General features: G+C 51.3%; 21 protein-coding genes. All 21 read left to right on the top strand.

The annotated features are described in order from the left end of the window. The first annotated feature begins 11 nt into the window (after window positions 1-11). The 21 genes from fliF (at window position 12) to ACTZWV_RS10665 (ending at window position 21363) form a co-directional block, all read left to right on the top strand. A complete protein-coding gene (gene fliF / locus ACTZWV_RS10765) occupies window positions 12-1700 on the top strand; it encodes a flagellar basal-body MS-ring/collar protein FliF (protein ID WP_444786552.1) in 1689 nt (562 codons plus the stop codon). Continuing rightward, window positions 1693-2727 carry a flagellar motor switch protein FliG gene (gene fliG, locus ACTZWV_RS10760; protein ID WP_444786551.1) on the top strand — a complete coding sequence of 345 codons (1035 nt, stop codon included), beginning with the start codon at window positions 1693-1695 and terminating at the stop codon, window positions 2725-2727. The genes fliF and fliG overlap by 8 nt, the downstream gene beginning before the upstream one ends. A 17-nt stretch (window positions 2728-2744) precedes the next feature. Then, entirely contained in the window at window positions 2745-3569 is an 825-nt protein-coding gene (gene fliH / locus ACTZWV_RS10755) for a flagellar assembly protein FliH (RefSeq protein WP_444786550.1), read from the top strand. Between the two features lie 3 nt (window positions 3570-3572). Further along, the gene (gene fliI, locus ACTZWV_RS10750; protein WP_444786549.1) at window positions 3573-4919 is read left to right on the top strand and encodes a flagellar protein export ATPase FliI; all 1347 of its coding nucleotides are present in this window, start codon (window positions 3573-3575) and stop codon (window positions 4917-4919) included. Beyond that, window positions 4916-5371, top strand: coding sequence for a flagellar export protein FliJ (fliJ, locus tag ACTZWV_RS10745; RefSeq protein ID WP_444786548.1), 456 nt, complete (start codon window positions 4916-4918; stop codon window positions 5369-5371). The genes fliI and fliJ overlap by 4 nt, the downstream gene beginning before the upstream one ends. Before the next feature lie 107 nt (window positions 5372-5478). Then, window positions 5479-7146, top strand: coding sequence for a flagellar hook-length control protein FliK (locus tag ACTZWV_RS10740; RefSeq protein WP_444786547.1), 1668 nt, complete (start codon window positions 5479-5481; stop codon window positions 7144-7146). A 93-nt stretch (window positions 7147-7239) separates the two neighbouring features. Then, window positions 7240-7761 (top strand): flagellar basal body-associated protein FliL, encoded by a 522-nt coding sequence (fliL, locus tag ACTZWV_RS10735; protein WP_444786546.1) that lies wholly within the window; start codon window positions 7240-7242, stop codon window positions 7759-7761. Window positions 7762-7773: 12 nt separating this feature from the next. After that, window positions 7774-8862, top strand: a complete 1089-nt coding sequence (fliM, locus tag ACTZWV_RS10730) for a flagellar motor switch protein FliM (RefSeq protein ID WP_305553474.1) — start codon at window positions 7774-7776, stop codon at window positions 8860-8862. 5 nt (window positions 8863-8867) lie between these two features. After that, a complete protein-coding gene (gene fliN / locus ACTZWV_RS10725) occupies window positions 8868-9260 on the top strand; it encodes a flagellar motor switch protein FliN (protein WP_305553477.1) in 393 nt (130 codons plus the stop codon). Continuing rightward, window positions 9260-9829 carry a flagellar biosynthetic protein FliO gene (fliO, locus tag ACTZWV_RS10720; protein ID WP_444786545.1) on the top strand — a complete coding sequence of 190 codons (570 nt, stop codon included), beginning with the start codon at window positions 9260-9262 and terminating at the stop codon, window positions 9827-9829. Before fliN ends, fliO begins: the two co-directional genes overlap by 1 nt. A gap of 8 nt (window positions 9830-9837) precedes the next feature. Continuing rightward, the gene (gene fliP, locus ACTZWV_RS10715; RefSeq protein ID WP_173500525.1) at window positions 9838-10584 is read left to right on the top strand and encodes a flagellar type III secretion system pore protein FliP; all 747 of its coding nucleotides are present in this window, start codon (window positions 9838-9840) and stop codon (window positions 10582-10584) included. Continuing rightward, window positions 10581-10850, top strand: coding sequence for a flagellar biosynthesis protein FliQ (gene fliQ, locus ACTZWV_RS10710; RefSeq protein ID WP_444786544.1), 270 nt, complete (start codon window positions 10581-10583; stop codon window positions 10848-10850). Before fliP ends, fliQ begins: the two co-directional genes overlap by 4 nt. A gap of 5 nt (window positions 10851-10855) precedes the next feature. After that, window positions 10856-11629 (top strand): flagellar biosynthetic protein FliR, encoded by a 774-nt coding sequence (gene fliR / locus ACTZWV_RS10705; protein ID WP_444786543.1) that lies wholly within the window; start codon window positions 10856-10858, stop codon window positions 11627-11629. Window positions 11630-11644: 15 nt separating this feature from the next. Continuing rightward, window positions 11645-12772 carry a flagellar biosynthesis protein FlhB gene (gene flhB, locus ACTZWV_RS10700; protein ID WP_444786542.1) on the top strand — a complete coding sequence of 376 codons (1128 nt, stop codon included), beginning with the start codon at window positions 11645-11647 and terminating at the stop codon, window positions 12770-12772. Between the two features lie 107 nt (window positions 12773-12879). Beyond that, window positions 12880-14982: a flagellar biosynthesis protein FlhA gene (gene flhA / locus ACTZWV_RS10695; RefSeq protein WP_444786541.1), complete on the top strand. Its 2103-nt coding sequence runs from the start codon at window positions 12880-12882 to the stop codon at window positions 14980-14982. 10 nt (window positions 14983-14992) lie between these two features. Further along, complete coding sequence (flhF, locus tag ACTZWV_RS10690; protein WP_444786540.1) at window positions 14993-16396, top strand: flagellar biosynthesis protein FlhF; 1404 nt, start codon at window positions 14993-14995, stop codon at window positions 16394-16396. Next, window positions 16389-17267 (top strand): MinD/ParA family protein, encoded by an 879-nt coding sequence (locus ACTZWV_RS10685; RefSeq protein ID WP_444786539.1) that lies wholly within the window; start codon window positions 16389-16391, stop codon window positions 17265-17267. The genes flhF and ACTZWV_RS10685 overlap by 8 nt, the downstream gene beginning before the upstream one ends. After that, on the top strand, window positions 17264-17983 hold the full coding sequence (locus ACTZWV_RS10680; protein WP_444786538.1) for an RNA polymerase sigma factor FliA: 720 nt from the start codon (window positions 17264-17266) through the stop codon (window positions 17981-17983). The genes ACTZWV_RS10685 and ACTZWV_RS10680 overlap by 4 nt, the downstream gene beginning before the upstream one ends. Before the next feature lie 52 nt (window positions 17984-18035). Continuing rightward, complete coding sequence (gene cheY / locus ACTZWV_RS10675; protein ID WP_206109480.1) at window positions 18036-18407, top strand: chemotaxis response regulator CheY; 372 nt, start codon at window positions 18036-18038, stop codon at window positions 18405-18407. A gap of 25 nt (window positions 18408-18432) precedes the next feature. Beyond that, complete coding sequence (locus tag ACTZWV_RS10670) at window positions 18433-19188, top strand: protein phosphatase CheZ (RefSeq protein WP_444786537.1); 756 nt, start codon at window positions 18433-18435, stop codon at window positions 19186-19188. Between the two features lie 15 nt (window positions 19189-19203). Next, window positions 19204-21363, top strand: coding sequence for a chemotaxis protein CheA (locus tag ACTZWV_RS10665; RefSeq protein WP_444786536.1), 2160 nt, complete (start codon window positions 19204-19206; stop codon window positions 21361-21363). Window positions 21364-21367: the final 4 nt, after the last annotated feature.

Raw genomic sequence — 21367 nt, 5'->3', positions numbered from 1 at the left:
AGGGATAAGCAGTGGCTGAGAATCAATCCACCGAGCTGGCGCTGTCAGGCAACGACTACAACAGCGGCGAGCAACAGGAACAAAAACCGGGCTTTGTCGGCTCACTGGGTGGCATGGACCTGGTGCGGCAGATTACGCTGATTGTCGCACTGACCATCTGTCTGGCCATCGCTATCTTAATTATCATGTGGGCGCGACAACCGGAAATGCGCCCGCTGGGCACATTTCAAACCCAGGAGCTGATCCAGACGCTGGACCATTTAGATGCGCAGAAAATTGATTACAAGCTCGAAGGCAATGTGATCATGGTAGCTGAAGATCAGTTCCAGAATATTAAACTGTCATTATCCCGTGCCGGTTTGGCGAAAGAGCCTTCCAGCGGAACCGAGTTTTTGCTGCAGGACAGCGGCTTCGGCGTTAGCCAACGGCTGGAAATGGAACGGTTAAAGCACAGCCGTGAGCAACAACTGGCCCGCACCATTGAAGAATTACAAAGTATCTCGCGGGCGCGGGTGTTGCTGGCTATTCCGAAAGAAAACGTCTTTGCCAGGGTAGAAAAACTGCCGTCGGCTACGGTGTTGGTTACCGCCCGTGGTGGCACTATGGTGCGTGACAGCGAAGTGGATGCCATCGTCGATATCGTGGCCTCTGCTGTGCAGGGGTTATCGCCCTCCAGAGTAACAGTAACGGATCAGAACGGCCGCTTATTAAACAGCGGTTCTCAGGATGCCAGCTCAGCCCGTACCCGTAAAGAATACGAGCTGCAGCGCACCCGTGAAGAAGAATACCGCCAGAAAGTCGACTCTATTTTAATGCCGGTGCTGGGCTATGGTAACTATACCGCTCAGGTCGATTTACATATGGACTTTACCGCTACCGAGCAAACGCAAAAGCGTTTTAACCCCGATTTGCCGGCCGTGCGCAGTGAAATGACCATTGAAGAAAACAGTGTCGGTGGTTTAAGTGGTGGTATTCCGGGCGCGTTGTCTAACCAGCCGCCGCTAAACTCCAACATTCCGGAGCAGGCAACCGGCGGTAACGCCCAGCCGGTGGTGCCTGGCCGCAATCACAAAGAAGCCACCCGTAATTACGAGCTGGATACCACTATCAGCCACATTTCCCAGCAAAGCGGCGTGATCCGCCGCTTGAGTGTGTCGGTGGCAATTGATTATGTTGCCGGCGAAAACGGTGAACCGCAACCGCGTGCTCAGGCCGAGCTGGCGAACATCCGCCGCTTGTTGCAGGGCGGTGTTGGTTTCGATGCGCAGCGCGGTGACATGATCGAAGTGATCTCCGTACCCTTTATGAAAGAGGCTGTGGTAGAAGAATCCGTACCGGCATTTTATGAAGAAGACTGGTTCCTGCGCGTGGTGCGGTTGGCCATTGGCGGCCTGATCATTATCGTGCTGATTTTGGCCATAGTGCGGCCGATGCTGAAAAAACTGATTTACCCTGAAGATACCAAAGATGCTTATGATGAAAATGCACTGAGCAGCGGGCTGGATTTAGGGGATGATACTATCGACATGCTAAGCTCATCTTTTGATGAGAACGCTGTGGGCTTTGCCGCAGATGGCACCCTGATGTTGCCGGACCTGCATGGTGATGATGACTTGTTACGCGCAGTTCGGGCTCTGGTAGCAAATGAGCCGGAATTATCCTCTCTGGTAGTGAAAAACTGGTTGGCTGAAGATGAGTAGCATAGAAGCAACAAAACCTGCCTTTGACGTAGGTAAACTGGACGGTGTTGAAAAAGCCGCCATCTTACTGCTGAGCTTGTCAGAAGAAGATGCTGCGCAAATTTTAAAACACCTGGAGCCGAAGCAAGTGCAGAAAGTGGGTTTGGCCATGGCGCAGATGACCGATCTGAACCAGGCGAAAATCTCTGCTGTGCACCGTTTGTTTATTGAACAGATCCAGAATTTCAGCACCATCGGCTTCCAGAGCGAAGAGTTTATCAAGCGTGCTTTAACCGCAGCGCTGGGTGAAGAAAAAGCCGCTAACCTGATTGACCAGATAGTGCTGGGCGGCGGAGCTAAAGGCCTGGATTCATTGAAGTGGATGGACTCCAAGCAGGTTGCCAATATTATCCGCAACGAACACCCGCAGATCCAAACCATTGTATTGTCTTATCTGGAGCCGGAACAATCGGCGGAAATTCTGTCGCAGTTCCCGGAAAAAGTGCGGCTGGATCTAACCATGCGTATTGCCAACCTGGAAGAAGTACAGCCGGCAGCATTGCAGGAGTTAAACGAAATTATGGAGAAACAGTTTGCCGGTCAGGCCGGTACACAAACAGCGAAAATGGGCGGCTTAAAAGCGGCTGCCGATATCCTCAACTATATGGATACCAATATTGAAGGCCAGCTGATGGATTCTATCCGTGAGCATGACGAAGAAATGGCGCAGCAAATTCAGGATCTGATGTTTGTATTTGAGAACCTGGTGGATGTGGATGACCGTGGTATTCAAACTTTGCTGCGTGAAATTCAGCAGGATGTGCTGATGAAGGCACTGAAAGGCACCGACGAAAACTTAAAAGAGAAAATCTTCAAGAATATGTCAAAACGGGCAGCAGAACTGCTGCAGGATGATCTGGAGGCCATGGGGCCGGTACGGGTTAGTGACGTTGAAGCGGCACAAAAAGAAATTCTGTCCACAGCGCGGCGCTTGTCTGACGCCGGTGAAATTATGCTGGGCAGCGGCGGTGGCGATGACTTCCTCTAAGTTAAATGAGCCGTACCATGATTGATGACGCCTTTAAATATAAACGGCCGTTTTCGCCGGATGAAGCCACCGATGAGCAGTTGAAGCAATGGCAAACGCCGGAGCTGACATCTGACAAGCAGTTAGATCCGCTGCGCACCAATGCGCTGAATAAAACCCGGCCGGTTGCCCGCGCAGCACGGCAGGAAGAAGACGAAGAGCTGGTTGTCAAACCTTTGACAGCAGAAGATATGGAGCAAATGCGTCAGGCCGCTTACGATGAAGGCTTTGCCGTGGGCAAAGAGGACGGTTTCAGTAAAGGCTATGCTGAAGGGCGTGAACAAGGCCAGCAAGATGGTTTGGCGCAGGGCGTAGCAGAGGGTAAAAAGCAGGGCCTGGCTCAGGGCGAAACCGAACTGCAGGAAAAGTTGCAACAGTTAACCGCCTTGCTGGACCAACTGCAGCAGCCGCTGGCCAATGTCGACGAACAGGTACAACAGCAATTGCTGCAACTGAGCCTGGCAATGGCACAAGCGGTTATTGCGGTTGAAGTCAAAACTAATTCGCAGGTGATATTACAGGCGTTGGCAGAGGCCACGGCAGCGCTGCCGTTAGATGCTAAGCAACTGCTGATCAAACTCAATCCGGCCGATATCGCCATTATAGAACAGCACTACAGCAAAGAAGATATACAGCAGCGCGGCTGGCAACTGCGCGCTGAACCTGCTGTAGAGCAGGGCGGTTGTTTGGTGCAAAGCAGCCAGTCCAGTGTTGACCGTTCGTTAAACCAGCGGCTGCAAAGCAGCCTTGAGCATTTCTTACAGCTGCAGCAGCACGCCGGGCAGCCGGATGTTGAGGAATAAAACATGGCCAGCAGCGACACCTTAAGCCGTTTTTTGCAACAACAGCACAACTACGTGCATAGCTCCAAGCCGGCGGTGGCCGGGCATTTGGTGCGGGTGGTCGGCCTGACGCTGGAAGCCACCGGCTGCAGCGCCGCCATTGGCCAGGCCTGCAGTGTCGAAACCGCCCGCGGCGCCATTATGGCAGAGGTGGTGGGTTTTGCTAACGAGCGGATTTACCTGATGCCCAAAGATGATGTGTCCGGGGTGGTGCCTGGCGCTAAGGTAACGCCGCTGCTGAATTTTAAAGGCGTACCGCTGAGTATGAGTTTACTCGGCCGCGTGATTGACGGCATGGGCACACCGCTTGATGGTAAAGGCCCTATTGCTGCACAGCAGTATGGTGGCGCTAAAGGCAAACCGATTAATCCGCTGCAGCGCCGGCCGATTAAACAGCCGCTGGATGTTGGCGTGCGCTCTATCAACAGCATGCTTACGGTTGGCAAAGGCCAGCGCATGGGCTTATTTGCAGGCTCCGGTGTGGGTAAAAGCGTGTTGCTGGGCATGATGACGCGCGGCACCAGCGCCGATGTTATTGTAGTTGGTCTGGTGGGCGAGCGCGGCCGCGAAGTGAAAGAATTTATTGATGAAATCCTCGGTGACGAGGGTAAAGCCCGTTCGGTGGTTATCGCAGCCCCGGCCGATGTCTCGCCGCTGATGCGGTTAAAAGGCTGCGAAACAGCAGTACAGGTAGCCGAGTATTTCCGTGACCAGGGCCTGGATGTGCTGCTGTTGATTGACTCTATAACCCGCTACGCTCAGGCGCAGCGTGAAATTGCGCTGGCCGTAGGGGAGCCGCCGGCCACCAAAGGTTATCCGCCATCGGTGTTTGCCAAATTACCGGCACTGGTAGAGCGCGCCGGCAACGGCAGTGGTAGCCAGGGCTCTATCACAGCGTTTTATACCGTGTTATCGGAAGGTGATGATCTGCAGGATCCGATAGCCGATGCATCGCGTGCGATTCTGGATGGCCATATAGTATTGTCACGGGCGTTGGCCGACGCCGGCCATTTTCCGGCGGTAGACGTGGAAAAATCCATCAGCCGGGTTATGCCGGCAGTTACCAGCCTTGAGCACCAACAAATGGCCCGCACCTTAAAGCAGTTGTATTCCGGTTTTCAGCAAAGCAAAGACTTAATCGCCATTGGCGCCTATGTGCGTGGCAGTGATCCGCAGTTAGATAAAGCCATTGGTATGATGCCGAACATTAATCGCTTTTTGCAGCAAGGTATGCACGAAGTAGTTGGCTATGATGACAGTTTGCAGGGCCTGGCACGGTTGGTGCCGTTAACCGGGAATAACGGCTTATGATAAACCAGCGCTTTACTATGCTGATTAAAATTCAGCAGGACAGAGAAGAGAAATTACAGGCGCACTTTGTTAAAGCGCAGCAGTTTTATCAGCAGGCGCAAATGAAGTATCAGGGCCTGGCTAACTACCGTACTGAATATATTCAACAAAGCCAGCAGCAGGGTAGTGCCGGGTTACAAAGCCGGCAGTATAACCAGTTTGTCAGCTTTATCGGCAAACTGGACCAGGCAATACAACAACAAGGCCGGGCGGTACAACAGGCCAAAGCAGCAGCAGAGCAGCGCAAACAAAGCTGGTTAGCCATGCAGAAAAAACGTAAGGCGCTGGAATTATTGGTGCAACGCAATGACGCTGCAGAGTTGCAAAAACAGCTGCAACAAGAGCAGCGCAATGCCGATGAATATGCCAGCCAGCTGTTTATGCGCCGTCTTGCTGCAGAGCGGTTACAGTAGCGCTTTTATATTCTGGCCTGAATTTTGAATGTAACCGGCTATCACCTTGTGGTTAGGGTAGTACAACATAAATCCGGCACAGTGTTGCCGGTAAACGGGAGAGTGGTATGGCACAGGGCTTACAATTATCTACGCTGATGAGCGGTGCTGACCAGGCACTGCGCTTCGATGCCGCTACGGCTGAGGCCGGGGCTGAGTCAGACGGTGGTAACGCTTTTGGCGAATTGCTCAGTGGCCTGGCGCCCTCCACCGGCGACAAAGTATCGGCGCCAGGCGGCAAAACGCCTGGCGGAGCTGTGCGGCAACTTCCTGCCGGCATCAGCTTATTGTCGGGGATCAGCCAGGCGCTGGCGGCTGCTAAAGCTGCTGATGCCGGTGCAGAGCCGTTAACCGATGATACCGGCCTGCCACTTGCCGGTCAGTCCGGCGAAATAACCCTTGAAGATGCCGATGCGGAGGCAATATTGCTCACGGCCAGTCTGCTGGGCCAAATTGCCCTGAAAGATAAAGCGCCGGCAGATGGCGACAGCAAAGCTACTGATAAGCAGCTCAGTGCTTTGTTGCAAACGCAAAGCGAAAATAGCGCTGATGCAGAAGCAGACACGGATACCATTACAGAGACAGATGACAGCGCTGCTGTAACCTTAACCGCAAAACAGCAAGCTGCGGTATCTGCAGCGGCGCAAGAAACAAAGCAGCCTGCTGCACAGGCAGAGCCGGAAGCTGGCGCAGCCGCTGCAGATAAAGCCGGCAAGCAAGCTATGCTGAGCGCAGACGAAAGTGGTGCTGACAGCAAAGCAGATAGCAGTGCAGCAACAGAGGTTAAAGCTGTACCGGCAGAGCTTAATGCCAAAGCCGGTGCTGAGCAAAGCACGCAGCTAAGCAGTGGCCAACGTAATGCACAAGATAATGAACAAAGCGCCGGGCAAAATACTGCAGCACAAGCACAACAACAGGCCGCGACATTAAAGCCGGAAGCGGTAGTTGGTGATAAGGTAAAAGCCGACGTAGCAGTTAACCCGGCAGATAAAAGCCATCTAAGCGGGAAAGGCGCTGCCACTGCCACGGCTGGTGCAGAGAGTGGCGCTAAATCACAAACCAGCAATGCTGCTGATAAACATAATACAGAGCAACAGCATCAGCAGCAGCGTAACCCCGGGGCACAGGCAATTACCGATAGCCAGTTGTTAGCGCAAGATAACAATATGGCGCTAAAAGCTGTACCGGAGCAGGCCGGTACCCATCGCAGCGAAGCCGCCTTTAGCCATAACTTGCAGGTAGCTGAGCAGCGGCAACAAGCTACACTGCAAAAAACGGCAGCCAAAGCACCGGCAGAGCAGTTAAAACAAAGTCTGAATTTATTGCAGCAAGATGCTGCGGGGCAATTGCGGGAACGGGTTAGCCTGATGGTGCGGCAGAATATTCAGGTGGCTGAAATCCGACTTGACCCGGCCGGGCTTGGCCAAATGCAGATCAAAATAGACATGCAGCAAGACCAGGCGTCTGTGCAATTTATCGTGCAACAGCCGCAAGCTAAAGAGCTGTTAGAGCAACAGTTGCCGCGTTTACGTGAGATGTTGCAGCAGCAGGGCATAGCGCTTAGCGAGGGTAATGTGCAGCAGCAAACGCAACAGCAGCAGGAGCGTCAGTTAGCCCGGGATAATAATGGCGGCAGCGGGGCACAGCAGGGCGCAGCAGATGAGGGCGGGCCAATGGCCGGTGCCGTGGAGGTAACGGCGGTAGTCAGTGAGCGTCTGGTGGATTATTACGCATAAAAGCTGCTAACGGCGCAAATTCGCCGGCGGTGATTTACATTGCCGGCGACAGATGAGCATAATAATGCCAAATAAACTCACAGGTAGCATGACATGGCCGCAGAAAAAGACTTAGTTATAGCCGATGGTGGCAAAAAGAAAAAATTGTTGTTTATAGCCGGCGGCGCAGTGCTTGTTATCGTGTTGGCAGTAGTGGGATTTATGCTGTTTTCCGGCGGTAGTGATACCGGTACTGCCGGCAGCAGTGGTGACGGTGGTCAGGTTGCAGCAAATGATGGCGCCGGCCAGGCTAAAGGCAACGCACTTTATGTGCCGATGCCGCGGCCTTTTGTGTTTAATGTACCCGGGGCTTCGCGCGATCGCATGGTGCAAATTAAAGTGCAGCTAATGGTACGGGGCAGTAACAATGAAACTATTGCTATGCGGCATATTCCGCTGATAGAAGGCAGTTTGCTGCAAACGTTCAGTTCGGCCAATGCCGATGAGCTGGTTACTGTAGCAGGGCGTGATGCACTGAAAAATAAAGCGTTAAGTGATTTACAACAAGCCATGATTGAAGTGGTGGGCTCGGTGGTAGTGGATGAAGTACTTTTCACCGGTTTTGTAATGCAATAAGAGTGAGCAGCCGTGACCGATTTACTGTCACAAGATGAAATTGATGCGCTGTTACATGGTGTTGATGACGTCGAAGAAGAAGAAATAGACGACTCCGGCGGTGGCCGGGGCCGCTCTGCCATGGAATACGATTTCTCGTCGCAGGATCGTATTGTGCGTGGCCGTATGCCAACGCTGGAGATGGTAAACGAGCGTTTTGCACGGCATATGCGCATTAGTTTGTTTAATATGATGCGCCGTACCGCAGAAGTGTCGATTAACGGCGTGCAGATGATTAAGTTCGGTGAGTACGTGCACACGCTGTTTGTTCCTACCAGTCTCAACATGGTGCGGTTCCGGCCGTTAAAAGGCACCGGCCTTATTACTATGGAAGCGCGGTTGGTGTTTATTCTGGTGGATAACTTCTTCGGCGGTGATGGCCGTTATCATGCCAAAATTGAAGGTCGCGAGTTTACGCCCACCGAGCGGCGTATTATTCAGATGCTGCTGAAACTGATTTTTGAGGATTACAAAGAAGCCTGGGCGCCGGTAATGGATGTGTCCTTTGAGTACCTGGACTCAGAAGTAAACCCGGCCATGGCGAATATTGTCAGCCCGACCGAAGTGGTGGTAATAAGCTCGTTCCACATTGAGCTGGACGGCGGAGGTGGTGACTTCCACGTGGCCCTGCCGTATTCCATGCTGGAACCGATCCGTGAATTGCTCGATGCAGGGGTGCAAAGCGATAAAGAAGATACCGACTTGCGTTGGAGTAAGGCGTTGCGCGACGAAATTATGGATGTAAAGGTAGACTTAACTACCAAAATGATGGATTTCGACCTGTCGCTGCGCCAGATCATGGAGTTACAGGCCGGTGATATTATACCGATTGAAATGCCGGACCATATTACGGTGTTAGTGGAAGACTTGCCAACCTACAGAGCAAAACTGGGGCGCTCACGCGAGCATGCGGCGCTGAAAATTATTGAAAAGATTAAGCGGCCTGAATCAGTGAAATCTGAGATGCATGTGTTCACTAAAGGCGGGCGTCGGCTGGACAGCGATGCCGACATTTCTGAATTAGAGGCCGATCTGAACTTGTCAGATCGCGATAGAAGGTAAGTAACATGGCTGATGATAAAGATACGATGGACGAATGGGCGGCAGCAATGGCTGAAGCCGAAGGCGGGGACGACGGTGCAGAAGCTGTTGAGCTGGAAGAGTTACGTGACGAAAAAGCCGATATTACGGTAGATGAGAAACGTAAGCTGGATACCATCTTAGACATTCCGGTTACCATTTCAATGGAAGTGGGCCGCGCTAAAATCAGTATCCGCAACTTACTGCAGCTGAACCAGGGCTCGGTGGTGGAGTTAGAGCGGGTAGCGGGTGAGCCGTTGGATGTGCTGGTTAACGGCACCCTGATTGCCCATGGCGAAGTCGTAGTAGTAAACGACAAGTTTGGTATTCGCCTGACTGATGTAATAAGCCAGATTGAACGGATTAAGAAGTTACGTTAATGCGAATATTCTATGTTTTAACGCTATTGTGGTTGATGTTGCCAGGCGTCGTAGCGGCCGACAGCACAACGCCGGCGGCACAACAGCAGCAGGCACAAGCAGAGCCCGAACCTGAAACGGCGACACAAACCGAAGTCGCGGGGCAGGCAGCAGCGCAGCCGCATACCACAGCTGCGCCGGCAAAACCGGCAGACGGTGGCACGCAGAACAGCATCCCGGCGCTTAGCGCTAAAGCGCAAGCCGGTGACGGCGAGCGCCCTGCGGCCGGGTTGGGATTAGGAAAAATGGCGCTGTCGTTGGCCATAGTGGTTGCTATTGTGATTGCGCTGGGTTGGGCGTTCAAAAAATTGACGCTGCGCCTGCCCGGTAGCCGGCATATAAAAATTATTTCCAGTATGCCGCTTGGGCCAAAAGAGCGCTTGTTAGTTATTGAAATGCAAGGAAAACAGCGAGTTTTGGGTGTTACGGCACACAGCATAAATTTACTGTTTGAACTGGAAAATTCCCTGCCTGAAGAAAAGTTGGCATCAGACTTTCATACACAGTTGCAATCTTTACTCAAAAAATAGTGTGAACTATGTTGCGACTGTTGTTCGTGGTGCTGGCCCTGCTGCTGAGCCCCGATGTTCTGGCTGATAACGGTGCCTTATCAGCCGTTACCGTAACCACCGCTGCCGACGGCAGTCAGCAATACAGCGTAACGCTGCAAGTGCTGGCGATGATGACAGCACTGAGCTTTATTCCTGCCATGGTCATTATGATGACCAGCTTTACCCGCATTATCGTAGTGTTGGCTATTTTGCGCCAGGCTATAGGTTTGCAACAATCGCCGTCGAATCAGGTGTTAATCGGCATTACGCTGTTTCTGACCTTTTTTATTATGGCGCCGGTATTTAAAACGGTTAACGACACGGCCATTCAGCCCTACCTGAGTGAAGAAATTTCGCCGGTACAGGCACTGGACGCGGCAATTGCGCCGGTTAAAGCCTTTATGCTGCATCAAACCCGTACCAAGGATCTGGATACTTTTGCTCAGATAGCCGGCCATGAGATTGCTGCTTCACCGCAGGATTACCCCATTACCATTGTTATTCCGGCTTTTATTACCAGCGAGCTGAAAACCGCTTTTCAAATTGGCTTTATGTTGTTTATCCCGTTTTTGATTATCGACCTGGTGGTAGCCAGCGTACTGATGGCCATGGGTATGATGATGCTGTCGCCAATGATTATCTCACTGCCGTTTAAGCTGATGATGTTTGTATTGGTTGACGGCTGGCTGCTGGTGATGGGCACCATGGCCACCAGTTACGGAGTAGGCACATGAGCCCTGAGGTGTTTGTTGATGTGTTGCGTGATGCGCTGTTTTTGGTGATTTTGCTGGTTAGCGCCATTATTCTGCCATCGTTGTTTGTCGGGTTAATTGTGGCCGTGTTTCAGGCGGCAACCTCGATTAACGAACAAACTTTAAGCTTTTTGCCACGCTTAATTGTCACCTTATTGGCGCTTATTTTCGGCGGCCACTGGTTGACGCGGGTGATTATGGAATACACCCATGAGCTGATCCTGAGTATTCCTACCGTGGTAGGGTAACGGCAATGGACTTTCCGCTGCAACTGCTAATGCAAACCATCGCGGACTATTTACTGCCGCTGTGTCGCGTTACCGGCATGTTTTTAATTATGGCCGGTATTGGGGTGCGCAATGTACCTATGCGGATTAAAACCGGGTTGGTAGTCATGATCACACTGATTATTATGCCAACACTGCCGCCGGTGGCTAACCCTAACCTGATGTCCGGCCAAATGTTTTTAGAAGTGCTGTTGCAACTGTTAATTGGTTTTGCACTGGGCTTTATATCACTGATGTTTATTACCACTTTTGTGCTGGCGGGGCAGCTGCTGGCCACGCAAACCGGTTTGGGTTTTGCCTCTATGGTAGACCCGGCCAGCGGTGTCAATGTGCCGGCTATCGGTCAGTTCTACCTGATTTTGGCTACCCTGTTGTTTTGGATTTTCGATGGCCATTTAATCATGATCCAAATGCTGGTATTCAGCTTTGACACCCTGCCGATTAACGGCCAGTGGTGGGACGTGACCAGTTACCGGACGGTAATAGAGTTTGGCGGCTGGATGTTTGCTACCGCCCTGGCGATTGCGCTGGCGCCGATAGTATCAATGCTGACGGTAAACTTATCGTTTGGCATTATGACGCGGGCGGCACCACAGCTGAATATTTTCTCTATCGGTTTTCCGGTAACTATGCTGGCCGGCTTAACCATTTTATGGTTAACGCTGGATACCTTTTTATTCCATTACGACAAACAGTGGCAGCATGCAATTGACTACAGCTGCCGGCTGATTGGCTGTTAAACACAGGGCGTTGCTATGGCAGATGAAAGCACCGAAAAGACCGAACAGCCCACGCCGAAGAAGCTGCAAGACGCAGCGGAAAAGGGCCAGATAGCCCGCTCGAAGGATTTAGGCACAGCATTTGTGTTAATCGGCAGCGCGGCGGCGATCCTGATGTTTGGCAAAATGCTGGCCACGGCAGTGCTGGATATTGGTCAGCGCATGTTGCGGTTGGACCAAAAAGATATGTTTGAGACCAACTCGATGTTTACTGCCTGGGGCGCGGTGGGGGAGCGGATCGTGCCGCCGTTGGCCGGTATTTTTCTGATTATTTTAATCGCTGCTTTTATTGGCAACACTCTGCTTGGTGGTTTTAATTTCAGCTGGCAGGCCGCAGGGCCAAAAGCCAGTAAGATGAGTCCGATGAAAGGTTTTAAACGGATGTTTGGCTTGCAGGCATTGGTGGAGCTGTTAAAGAGTATTCTCAAAGTTATAGTGGTAGTGGGCATTGCCTATCTGCTGCTGAAAATGTTTTTCTTTGACATTATGGCGCTGTCTTTAATGAGCGAGCCGAATAATATTGAATCGGCGCTGTATTTTTTAGCCTGGTTGTTTTTAGGCTTGTGCTCCAGCGTATCGGTGATAGCCGTGGTGGATGCGCCCTACCAAAAGTGGAACCATATTAAGCAGCTGAAAATGTCGCTGCAGGAAATTAAAGACGAGCATAAAAACGCCGAGGGCGATCCACAAATTAAAGCCCGTATTCGTCGCACACAAATGCAAATGTCGATGAAACGCATGATGCAGGAAGTGCCCAAAGCCGATGTTATCGTTACCAACCCAACCCACTATGCGGTAGCGCTGAAATATGACCAGGGCAAGTTCCGTGCGCCGGTAGTTGTAGCAAAAGGTGTGGACGAAGTGGCGATGCATATCCGTAAAATAGGTAATGAGCATAAAGTGCCGGTAATTGAATCACCCGGCCTGGCACGTTCCATTTTTTACACCACCCAACTGGATCATCCTATTCCGGAGCAGTTATTCGCTGCAGTAGCCCAGGTGTTGGCCTATGTGTATCAGCTGAAGATGTATAAAAAAGGCAAAGGCAGCCGGCCGAAAACTCTGGCGAAAGAACTGCCAATCCCCGAAGATTACCGCCACTAATTCTGCCTCCTGCGTTAAACAAAACGTGCAGTTACGCAATGGCTTGCACGTTTTGGAACACTTCTTGCTGACACCCTGTATTGCGCCAATTTACTGTCAGGGTTGTTATGCAGTTAGCCGGTTACTTCACTAAGTTTGATCGCTCCCGTTTTGCTTTTGCAAAAGGCCTGGGTACGCCGCTATTTATCCTCGCTGCACTGGCAATGGTAGTGCTGCCGCTACCGCCGATGCTGCTGGACATGCTGTTCTCTTTTAATATCTCGCTGGCGCTTATCGTGTTGCTGGTGACGGTGTACACCATGCGGCCGCTGGACTTCGGCGCTTTCCCCGCTATTTTGCTGGTTGCTACCATTATGCGCTTAGCGCTGAATGTAGCCAGTACCCGGGTGGTGTTGCTTGAGGGCCACAACGGTGGCGATGCTGCCGGTAAAGTTATCGAGGCCTTTGGCTCTGTGGTTATCGGCGGTAACTATGCTGTTGGTATAGTGGTGTTCTTAATTTTAATCATCATCAACTTTGTGGTAGTAACCAAAGGTGCCGGCCGTATTGCTGAAGTATCAGCCCGCTTTACCCTTGATGCGATGCCCGGCAAGCAGATGGCGATTGACGCCGATTTAAACTCCGGTCTGATTACTCAGGAAGATGCGCGCAAACGCCGTGATGAAGTAACCAGTGAAGCCGACTTTTACGGCTCGATGGACGGTGCCAGTAAATTTGTGAAAGGCGATGCCATCGCCGGTATCGTTATTTTGGTGATCAACCTGGTAGGCGGTTTGTTTATCGGCATGATCCAGCACGGCTTATCGTTTGGCCAGGCAATGGAGATTTATACCCTGCTGACCATTGGTGATGGTCTGGTGGCGCAAATACCGGCACTGCTGCTGTCTATCGGTACTGCCATTATCGTTACGCGGCAGAACAAGTCGGAAAATATGGGCGAGCAAATGACCGCTCAGCTGGGTAACAAACAAGTGTTGTTTGTCGCCACCGGCGTACTGACCTTAATGGGTATTGTGCCCGGCATGCCGCATTTTGCCTTTTTAACCTTAGCTGCCGTGGTAGGCGGCATGGCTTATCTGATGCATAAGCGCGGCCAGCAGCAACAGGCTGAATTGGTAAGCCGTAACACGGCAGAATTAACGCCGGTAGAGTCGGGTGTCGTAAAAGAAATTGGTTGGGATGATGTGCAGGGCGTCGATACCATTGGCCTTGAGGTGGGTTACCGCTTGATCCCACTGGTAGATAAAGCCCAGGGCGGCGAACTGTTAAGCCGCATCAAAGGCGTACGGAAAAAACTGTCGCAAGAGCTGGGCTTTCTTATCCCGGCTGTACACATCCGCGATAATCTGGACCTGGAACCTAACAGCTACCGGATGACCTTAATGGGGGTAACCAGTGGCGAGGGCGAGCTGCGCCACGACAACGAACTGGCGATTAACCCGGGCCAGGTATTTGGCACGGTAAAAGGTGTGGCTACCAAAGACCCGGCCTTTGGCCTGGACGCGGTATGGATAGCCAAAGATCAGCGCGAGCACGCGCAAACACTGGGTTACACCGTAGTAGATGCGGCAACTGTGGTGGCGACACATTTAAGCCAGATTTTAACCAATCATGCTGCCAGCTTGTTGGGGCATGAAGAGGTGCAGAACCTGCTGGATATGCTGGCAAAACATTCACCCAAACTGGTAGAAGGCCTGGTGCCGGACACGCTGGCATTAACCACTGTCGTTAAAGTGCTGCAAAACCTGCTGCAGGAAGGTGTGCCTATCCGTGATATGCGCACCATAGTGCAAACCCTGGTGGAATACGGAGCCAAGAGCCAGGATGTGGATGTGTTAACCGCCGCCTGTCGTATTGCGCTGCGCCGCTTGATCGTGCAGGAAGTAGGCGGCAGCCGTAAAGAAATCCCGGTTATTACCTTTGCGCCGGAGCTGGAGCAAATGCTGCATCAGTCGATGCAGGCGGCCGGCAACGATGGCGCGGGCATTGAACCGGGCCTGGCCGATCGCATTCAGCAATCGCTGCAGGACGCGCATCAAAACCAGGAACTGAGCGGTGACAGCGCCGTATTGTTAACGTCAGGAATTTTACGCTCAGTTATGGCACGATTCGTGAAGTACACCATACCAGGGTTGCGGGTATTGTCCTATCAGGAAATACCCGACGATAAACAAATTCGTATTGTCAGCGTTATTGGCCAGGCAAACTAGGAGTTAACTGATGAAAATCAAACGCTTTGTGGCAAAAGATATGCGTACTGCCTTAACCGAGGTAAAAGAGTTCCTTGGTCCTGACGCCATTATTTTGTCAAATAAAAAAGTGGCCGGTGGCGTGGAAATTGTTGCGGCGATTGATCATGATGCCGCAGCTGCCGTTAAAGCAGCGCCGGCAGTGGAAAAACGTGCTGAGCCGCGCTTTGCCGTAACGGTAGCCGACGATGATAACCAGATTAATACCGCTGAGTCTGATAGCGCCGCTGAAGCGCCGGCCGACTCACTAAAAGCCCTGCTGGCACGGCAGATGATTAAGCAGCAGGTGAATGCTCAGACAGCAGCTAAACCACAAGCACAGCAACAAGCGCCGCGTAGCGCACAGTTTGAGCGTCAAACTTCCGGCGTGGCACAGGGTGTTAGCAGCGTGCAGCTGACCGAGATCAGCAAGCAGCAGGAGCAACAAGCTAAATTAGTGCAGCAGCAAATGGATGCAATGCGCAACGAGATGCTGTCGATGCGGCAACTGCTGCAGCATCAGGTATCAGGCTTAATGTGGCAAGACCTGGCACGGCGCGAACCGGTACGGGCTTTGGTGATAGAGAACTTACAACAATTGGGGTTGTCTGAGCAGGTAGCCGATCAACTGGCGTGTTTTATGCCGGAAGAGCTAAACAGTGCAGATGCGTGGGATGCAGCATTGGAATTGTTAGCCGGGCAGCTTAGCACCACCAATGACGATATTTTACGCCGTGGCGGCCTGATTGCGCTGGTAGGGCCCACCGGGGTGGGCAAAACCACTACTGTCGCCAAATTAGCGGCTGAGTTTGCCAAGCGGCACGGCGCCGACCAGGTCGCGCTTATTACCACTGACAGCTACCGTATCGGTGCTTATGAGCAATTGGCTACGTTTGGCCGTATTATTGGTTGTCCGGTGAAGCAAGCCAAAGACAGTGACGAGTTAGCGTTGTTAATTAATCAGTTACAACAACGTAAACTGATATTAATCGACACGGCCGGTATGAGTCAGCGTGACGTACGTTTAGCGGAAAAACTTGCCGGTTTGGTGCATAATAGTCGTGTCAAAATAAAAAGTTATCTGGTATTGTCTGCCACAGCGCAGGCTAGGGTTATGCAGGAAAGCGTGACACATTTCAAACGCATACCTTTGTCTGGTTGTATTTTCACCAAACTTGATGAATGCTTAAGCTTAGGTGAAGTCATCAATGTTGCTATTCAGAATGCGTTACCTGTCAGTTACCTGACCAATGGTCAACGCGTACCTGAAGATATAGCAGTTGCCGAGGCCCGCCTTATGGTGCAGCAGGCAGAAAAATTACGAATCGCACACAGTAGTACGGGTCATCAGTGGTATAACGATGAGATGAGCCGCGCGGACGGAACCTATGCATAGTCATGACAATATCGACGATCAAGCCAATGGCCTGAGAAAAATGAATAAGCAGATGGTAAAAGTAATATCAATTACCGGTGGCAAGGGCGGCGTGGGTAAAACCAACGTTACGCTGAATCTTGCCATGGCACTGGCTCAGATGGGCAAAAGAGTGCTGGTGCTGGATGCCGACCTTGGCCTGGCCAATTGTGACGTTATGTTGGGCCTTAGAGTAGAAAAAAACCTGTCGCATGTATTGGCAGGTGACGTCGGGCTTGACGACATTATTATTGACGGCCCCTTCGGCATCAAAATTATCCCCGCTACATCCGGCTCGCAAAATATGACCGAGCTGGCACCGGCAGAGCATGCCGGCCTTATCCGCGCTTTCAGTGAATTAAAAACCCCGGTAGATGTATTACTGGTGGATACGGCAGCCGGTATTTCCGACATGGTATTAAGCTTTTCCCGCGCATCCCAGGATGTGATGGTGGTGGTATGTGATGAGCCCTCATCGATTACCGATGCTTATGCACTGATGAAAATTCTCAGTCGCGATCATGGGGTGGAAAAATTCAAAATTGTCGCCAATATGGTGCGTAGTTTAAAAGAAGGCCAGGAGCTGTTTGCCAAATTAACCCGCGTAACCGATCGTTTTCTTGATATAAGTCTGGAATTGGTCGCTACTATCCCGTACGACGAAAACGTACGCAAAGCTGCGCGTAAGCAAAAAGGCTTTGTCGAAGCGTTTCCGAAGACACCGGCCAGCATGGCAATTAAAAGCCTGGCATTAAAAGCCGGCAAGTGGCCACTACCGGCAACGGCATCCGGCCATTTGGAGTTTTTTCTGGAGCAATTGGTGCAGCCTCAGGTTGATCGGGGGATCGCGTGAACAGTAAAGTTGCAGCTTATGGCGGTGTTGACCATATGCAGCAGTTGGTCGAACGTCACGCGCCTTTGGTTAAACGTATCGCTTACCATTTAATGGCAAGGTTACCCGCCAGCGTGCTGGCCGACGACCTTATTCAGTCCGGTATGATTGGCCTGATTGAAGCGGCAAAGAATTTTGACGGCAGCAAAGGGGCCAGCTTTGAAACCTTCGCCGGCATCCGTATCCGCGGTGCCATGCTCGATGAGATGCGCCGTGGTGATTGGACACCACGCTCGGTACATCGTAATGCCAGATTGATAGCGGAAACCATCGCCGGGCTGGAAGCTGAATATGGTCGTGATATTAAAGATACAGAAGTTGCTGAAAAACTTGATATATCTATAGATGAATACCATCATATGCTTAACGATATCAGTAGCGGCAGAGTTATTGGTATTGAAGACCTCGGGATTTCGGCAGATGTATTGGTAACATCCGGTGATACAGACAGTGATCATTTGTATGAAACCCAGGCAAATGAAACTTTCCACCAGGATTTAGCGAAAACAATCAGTAATTTACCTGAGCGTGAAGCATTAGTACTTTCGCTGTATTATAATGACGAGCTAAACTTGAAAGAGATCGGGGCTGTGCTGAATGTCAGTGAGTCCAGGATTAGTCAAATTCATAGTCAGGCATTAATCAGGTTAAAAGCCAGAATGCAGGATTGGTTGTAACCTATTCTGAGATAACAATAATATCTCGTCGGAGGGGATTTTGGATAAAAACATGAAGATTCTTGTGGTAGATGATTTTTCAACCATGAGACGAATTATAAAAAACCTGTTGCGTGACCTTGGCTTTACGAATGTGTCTGAAGCAGACGATGGCAGCACTGCCTTGCCTATGCTGCAAAACGGTGACTTTGATTTTGTGGTAACAGACTGGAATATGCCCGGCATGCAGGGAATAGACTTGTTGCGTGCTATCCGTGCTGATGCCAAGTTAAAGCATATCCCGGTGCTGATGGTAACGGCAGAAGCAAAGAAAGAACAAATCATCGCTGCGGCTCAGGCCGGCGTAAACGGTTATATCGTCAAACCCTTTACTGCAGCCACGCTGCAAGAGAAGTTAGCTAAAGTATTTGAACGCATCGGCTAACCGTAACTGACAAAGGAGCATAGCCATGTCTGCAATTACGGCGCCTTTAATTTCTCTGGACCAGGCCCGGGAGCTGGTACAGCTGTTGGAAATGGGTGAGCATGACTCTGCCAACGAATTGGTACAGCAACTGGCTGTGCCGGGTTCATCAGAGTTATTTGCGGAAGTAGGTAAGTTAACACGCCAGCTGCATGACTCGTTAAAAAATTTCCAGATAGACCCCTCACTGAACAACCTGCTTGAAGAAGATATTCCGGACGCGAAAAAACGGCTTAATCATGTTATCGATATGACCGAGCAGGCTGCTAACCGTACTATGGATGCGGTAGAGTCGTGCTTACCCATTGCAGACCAAATCAGCCAGAAACTGGGCAGTATTCAGCCGCAGTGGCAAAAGCTGATGCAACGGCAAATGCAACTGGGCGAGTTTAAATCGTTATGTCATAACCTCGATGCGTTTTTTCAGCAAGCCAGTGGTGATTCCAATACGCTGAACTCGTTGCTAACCGACGTGTTAATGGCACAAGATTATCAGGATTTAACCGGCCAGATTTTGCGCCGTGTTATTGAACTGGTGCGTGAAGTTGAAGAAAGTCTGATTGGTTTGTTAACCGCGTTTGGCCAATCAAGTTTGATGGTGCAGTCTGCTGAAGCGAAACCTGCAAAAAGTAAGCCCAAGGCACATGAAGCGGAAGGGCCTATTATTGATGCAGCAGAGCGTGATGATGTGGTCAGCGGTCAGGATGACGTCGATGATTTGTTATCCAGTTTAGGTTTTTAACAGAGGTGTCATTGCATGAGCTTTGATATGGACGAAGATATACTGCAGGACTTTCTGGTTGAAGCCGGTGAAATCCTCGAATTACTGCAGGAGCAACTGGTAGAGCTGGAGAATAATCCGGACGATGCTAACTTGCTCAATGCAATTTTCCGTGGTTTCCATACGGTAAAAGGCGGCGCCGGTTTCCTGTCATTAACTGAGCTGGTTGACGCCTGCCATGGTGCTGAAAACGTGTTCGACATTCTGCGCACCGGTAAACGCCGCGTTACGCCTGAGCTGATGGACGTTATTCTGCAGTCACTCGACAGCATCAACGAAATGTTTGTTGAAGTGCAAAATCGTCAACCGTTAACTCCTGCATCTCCCGCCATACTTGAAGCTTTACACCATTACAGCGAACCGGAGTCGGCGTCAAACCCGGCACCTGTTGTCGCTAAAGCTGCACCTGCATCTGCGCCGGTAGAGCCAGAGCCGGCTGCGTCATCGTCCGGTGGCAGTGTCGACGATATTACCGAAGAAGAATTTGAACGCATGATGGATGAGCTGCACGGCAAAAAAGGCGGCGCAGCCGCCAGCCCTGCACCCGCCGTTGAGGTAGCAAGCTCGTCCGGCAGCGAAGATATTACTGATGATGAGTTTGAATCTATTCTGGATCAGCTGCATGGTAAAGGCTCATTTATTCCGGATAGCGCCGCTGCAGCAACAGATAAAACGGCTGCGGCACCTGCGGCAACGTCCGGCGCGGCAGCGAAGAAATCTGATGACGAAATAGACGATGCAGAATTTGAAGCCCTACTGGATCAATTACACGGCAAAGGTAAAGCCCCGGTAGAAGTGGCTAAGCCAGCCGCAGCATCAGCGCCGGCTGCAACTGCACCGGCTAAAACGGCGGTTGCTGAAACGAAGGCCGCGCCGGCGGCGGCTCCGGTAGCAGCCGATAAAGCAGCGGCTGCGCAGCAAGCCGCTCAGGTAGAGACCACAGTGCGGGTTGATACCAAGCGGCTGGATCAGATCATGAACATGGTCGGTGAGCTGGTGTTAGTGCGTAACCGCCTGGTCAGTTTATCCACTACGGCGCAAAATGAAGAAATGAGCAAAGCCATTTCTAATCTGGATGTGGTTACCGCCGATATCCAGGGTGCGGTGATGAAAACGCGGATGCAACCGATTAAAAAAGTATTTGGTCGTTTCCCCCGGGTGGTACGTGACTTAGCGCGCTCACTGCAAAAAGACATTGAGCTGGTATTAGAAGGTGAAGAAACGGATCTTGATAAAAACCTGGTAGAAGCGCTGGCCGATCCTTTAGTGCATTTGGTGCGCAACTCGGTAGACCATGGTATTGAGATGCCAGAGGTGCGGCAAAAAGCCGGTAAAAACCGTACCGGTACAGTTAAATTAGCTGCGGCCCAAGCCGGTGACCATATTTTGCTGACTATCCATGATGACGGCGCCGGTATGGATCCGGAAAAACTCAAAGGTATTGCCATTAAGCGCGGTATCCTCGATACCGATGCGGCCGCCAGAATGTCGGACACAGAAGCCTTTAACCTGATTTTCGCGCCGGGTTTTTCTACTAAAGAGCAAATTTCTGACATCTCCGGCCGCGGTGTCGGCATGGACGTGGTAAAAACCAAGATCACCCAATTAAACGGTACTGTGCACATTCACTCCAAAATGGGTGAGGGCACCTTACTGGAAATTAAAGTACCGCTGACCCTGGCGATATTGCCAACCCTGATGGTTATTGTCGGCAAGCAAACCTTTGCCTTACCGCTGGCCGGCGTCAGTGAAATATTCCATCTGGACTTAAACAAAACCAACGTTGTTGACGGTCAGTTAACTGTGGTTGTGCGTAATAAAGCCATACCGCTGTTCTTCCTCGAGCATTGGCTGGTGAAAGGGTCAGACAAAAAACGCCGGCGCGAACAGGGCCATGTGGTCATAGTGCAGATTGGTACCCAGCAAGTTGGCTTTGTCGTTGACTCGTTGATTGGTCAGGAAGAAGTTGTAATTAAGCCGCTGGATGCCTTGTTGCAGGGCACGCCGGGCATGGCTGGTGCAACGATAACCTCCGACGGCGGTATAGCGCTGATCCTTGATGTGCCGAACTTGCTGAAACATTATGCGAAGAAATCAAAGATCAAATTTGATCGCTTCAATAAAATTAATGCCTAAAGAG

Origin of the sequence: Rheinheimera sp. NSM, assembly GCF_052380015.1 — a bacterium.
Lineage (GTDB): Bacteria > Pseudomonadota > Gammaproteobacteria > Enterobacterales > Alteromonadaceae > Alishewanella.
Note: the sequence above shows the minus strand (reverse complement) of the source record. Positions and strands in the feature narration are given on the sequence as shown.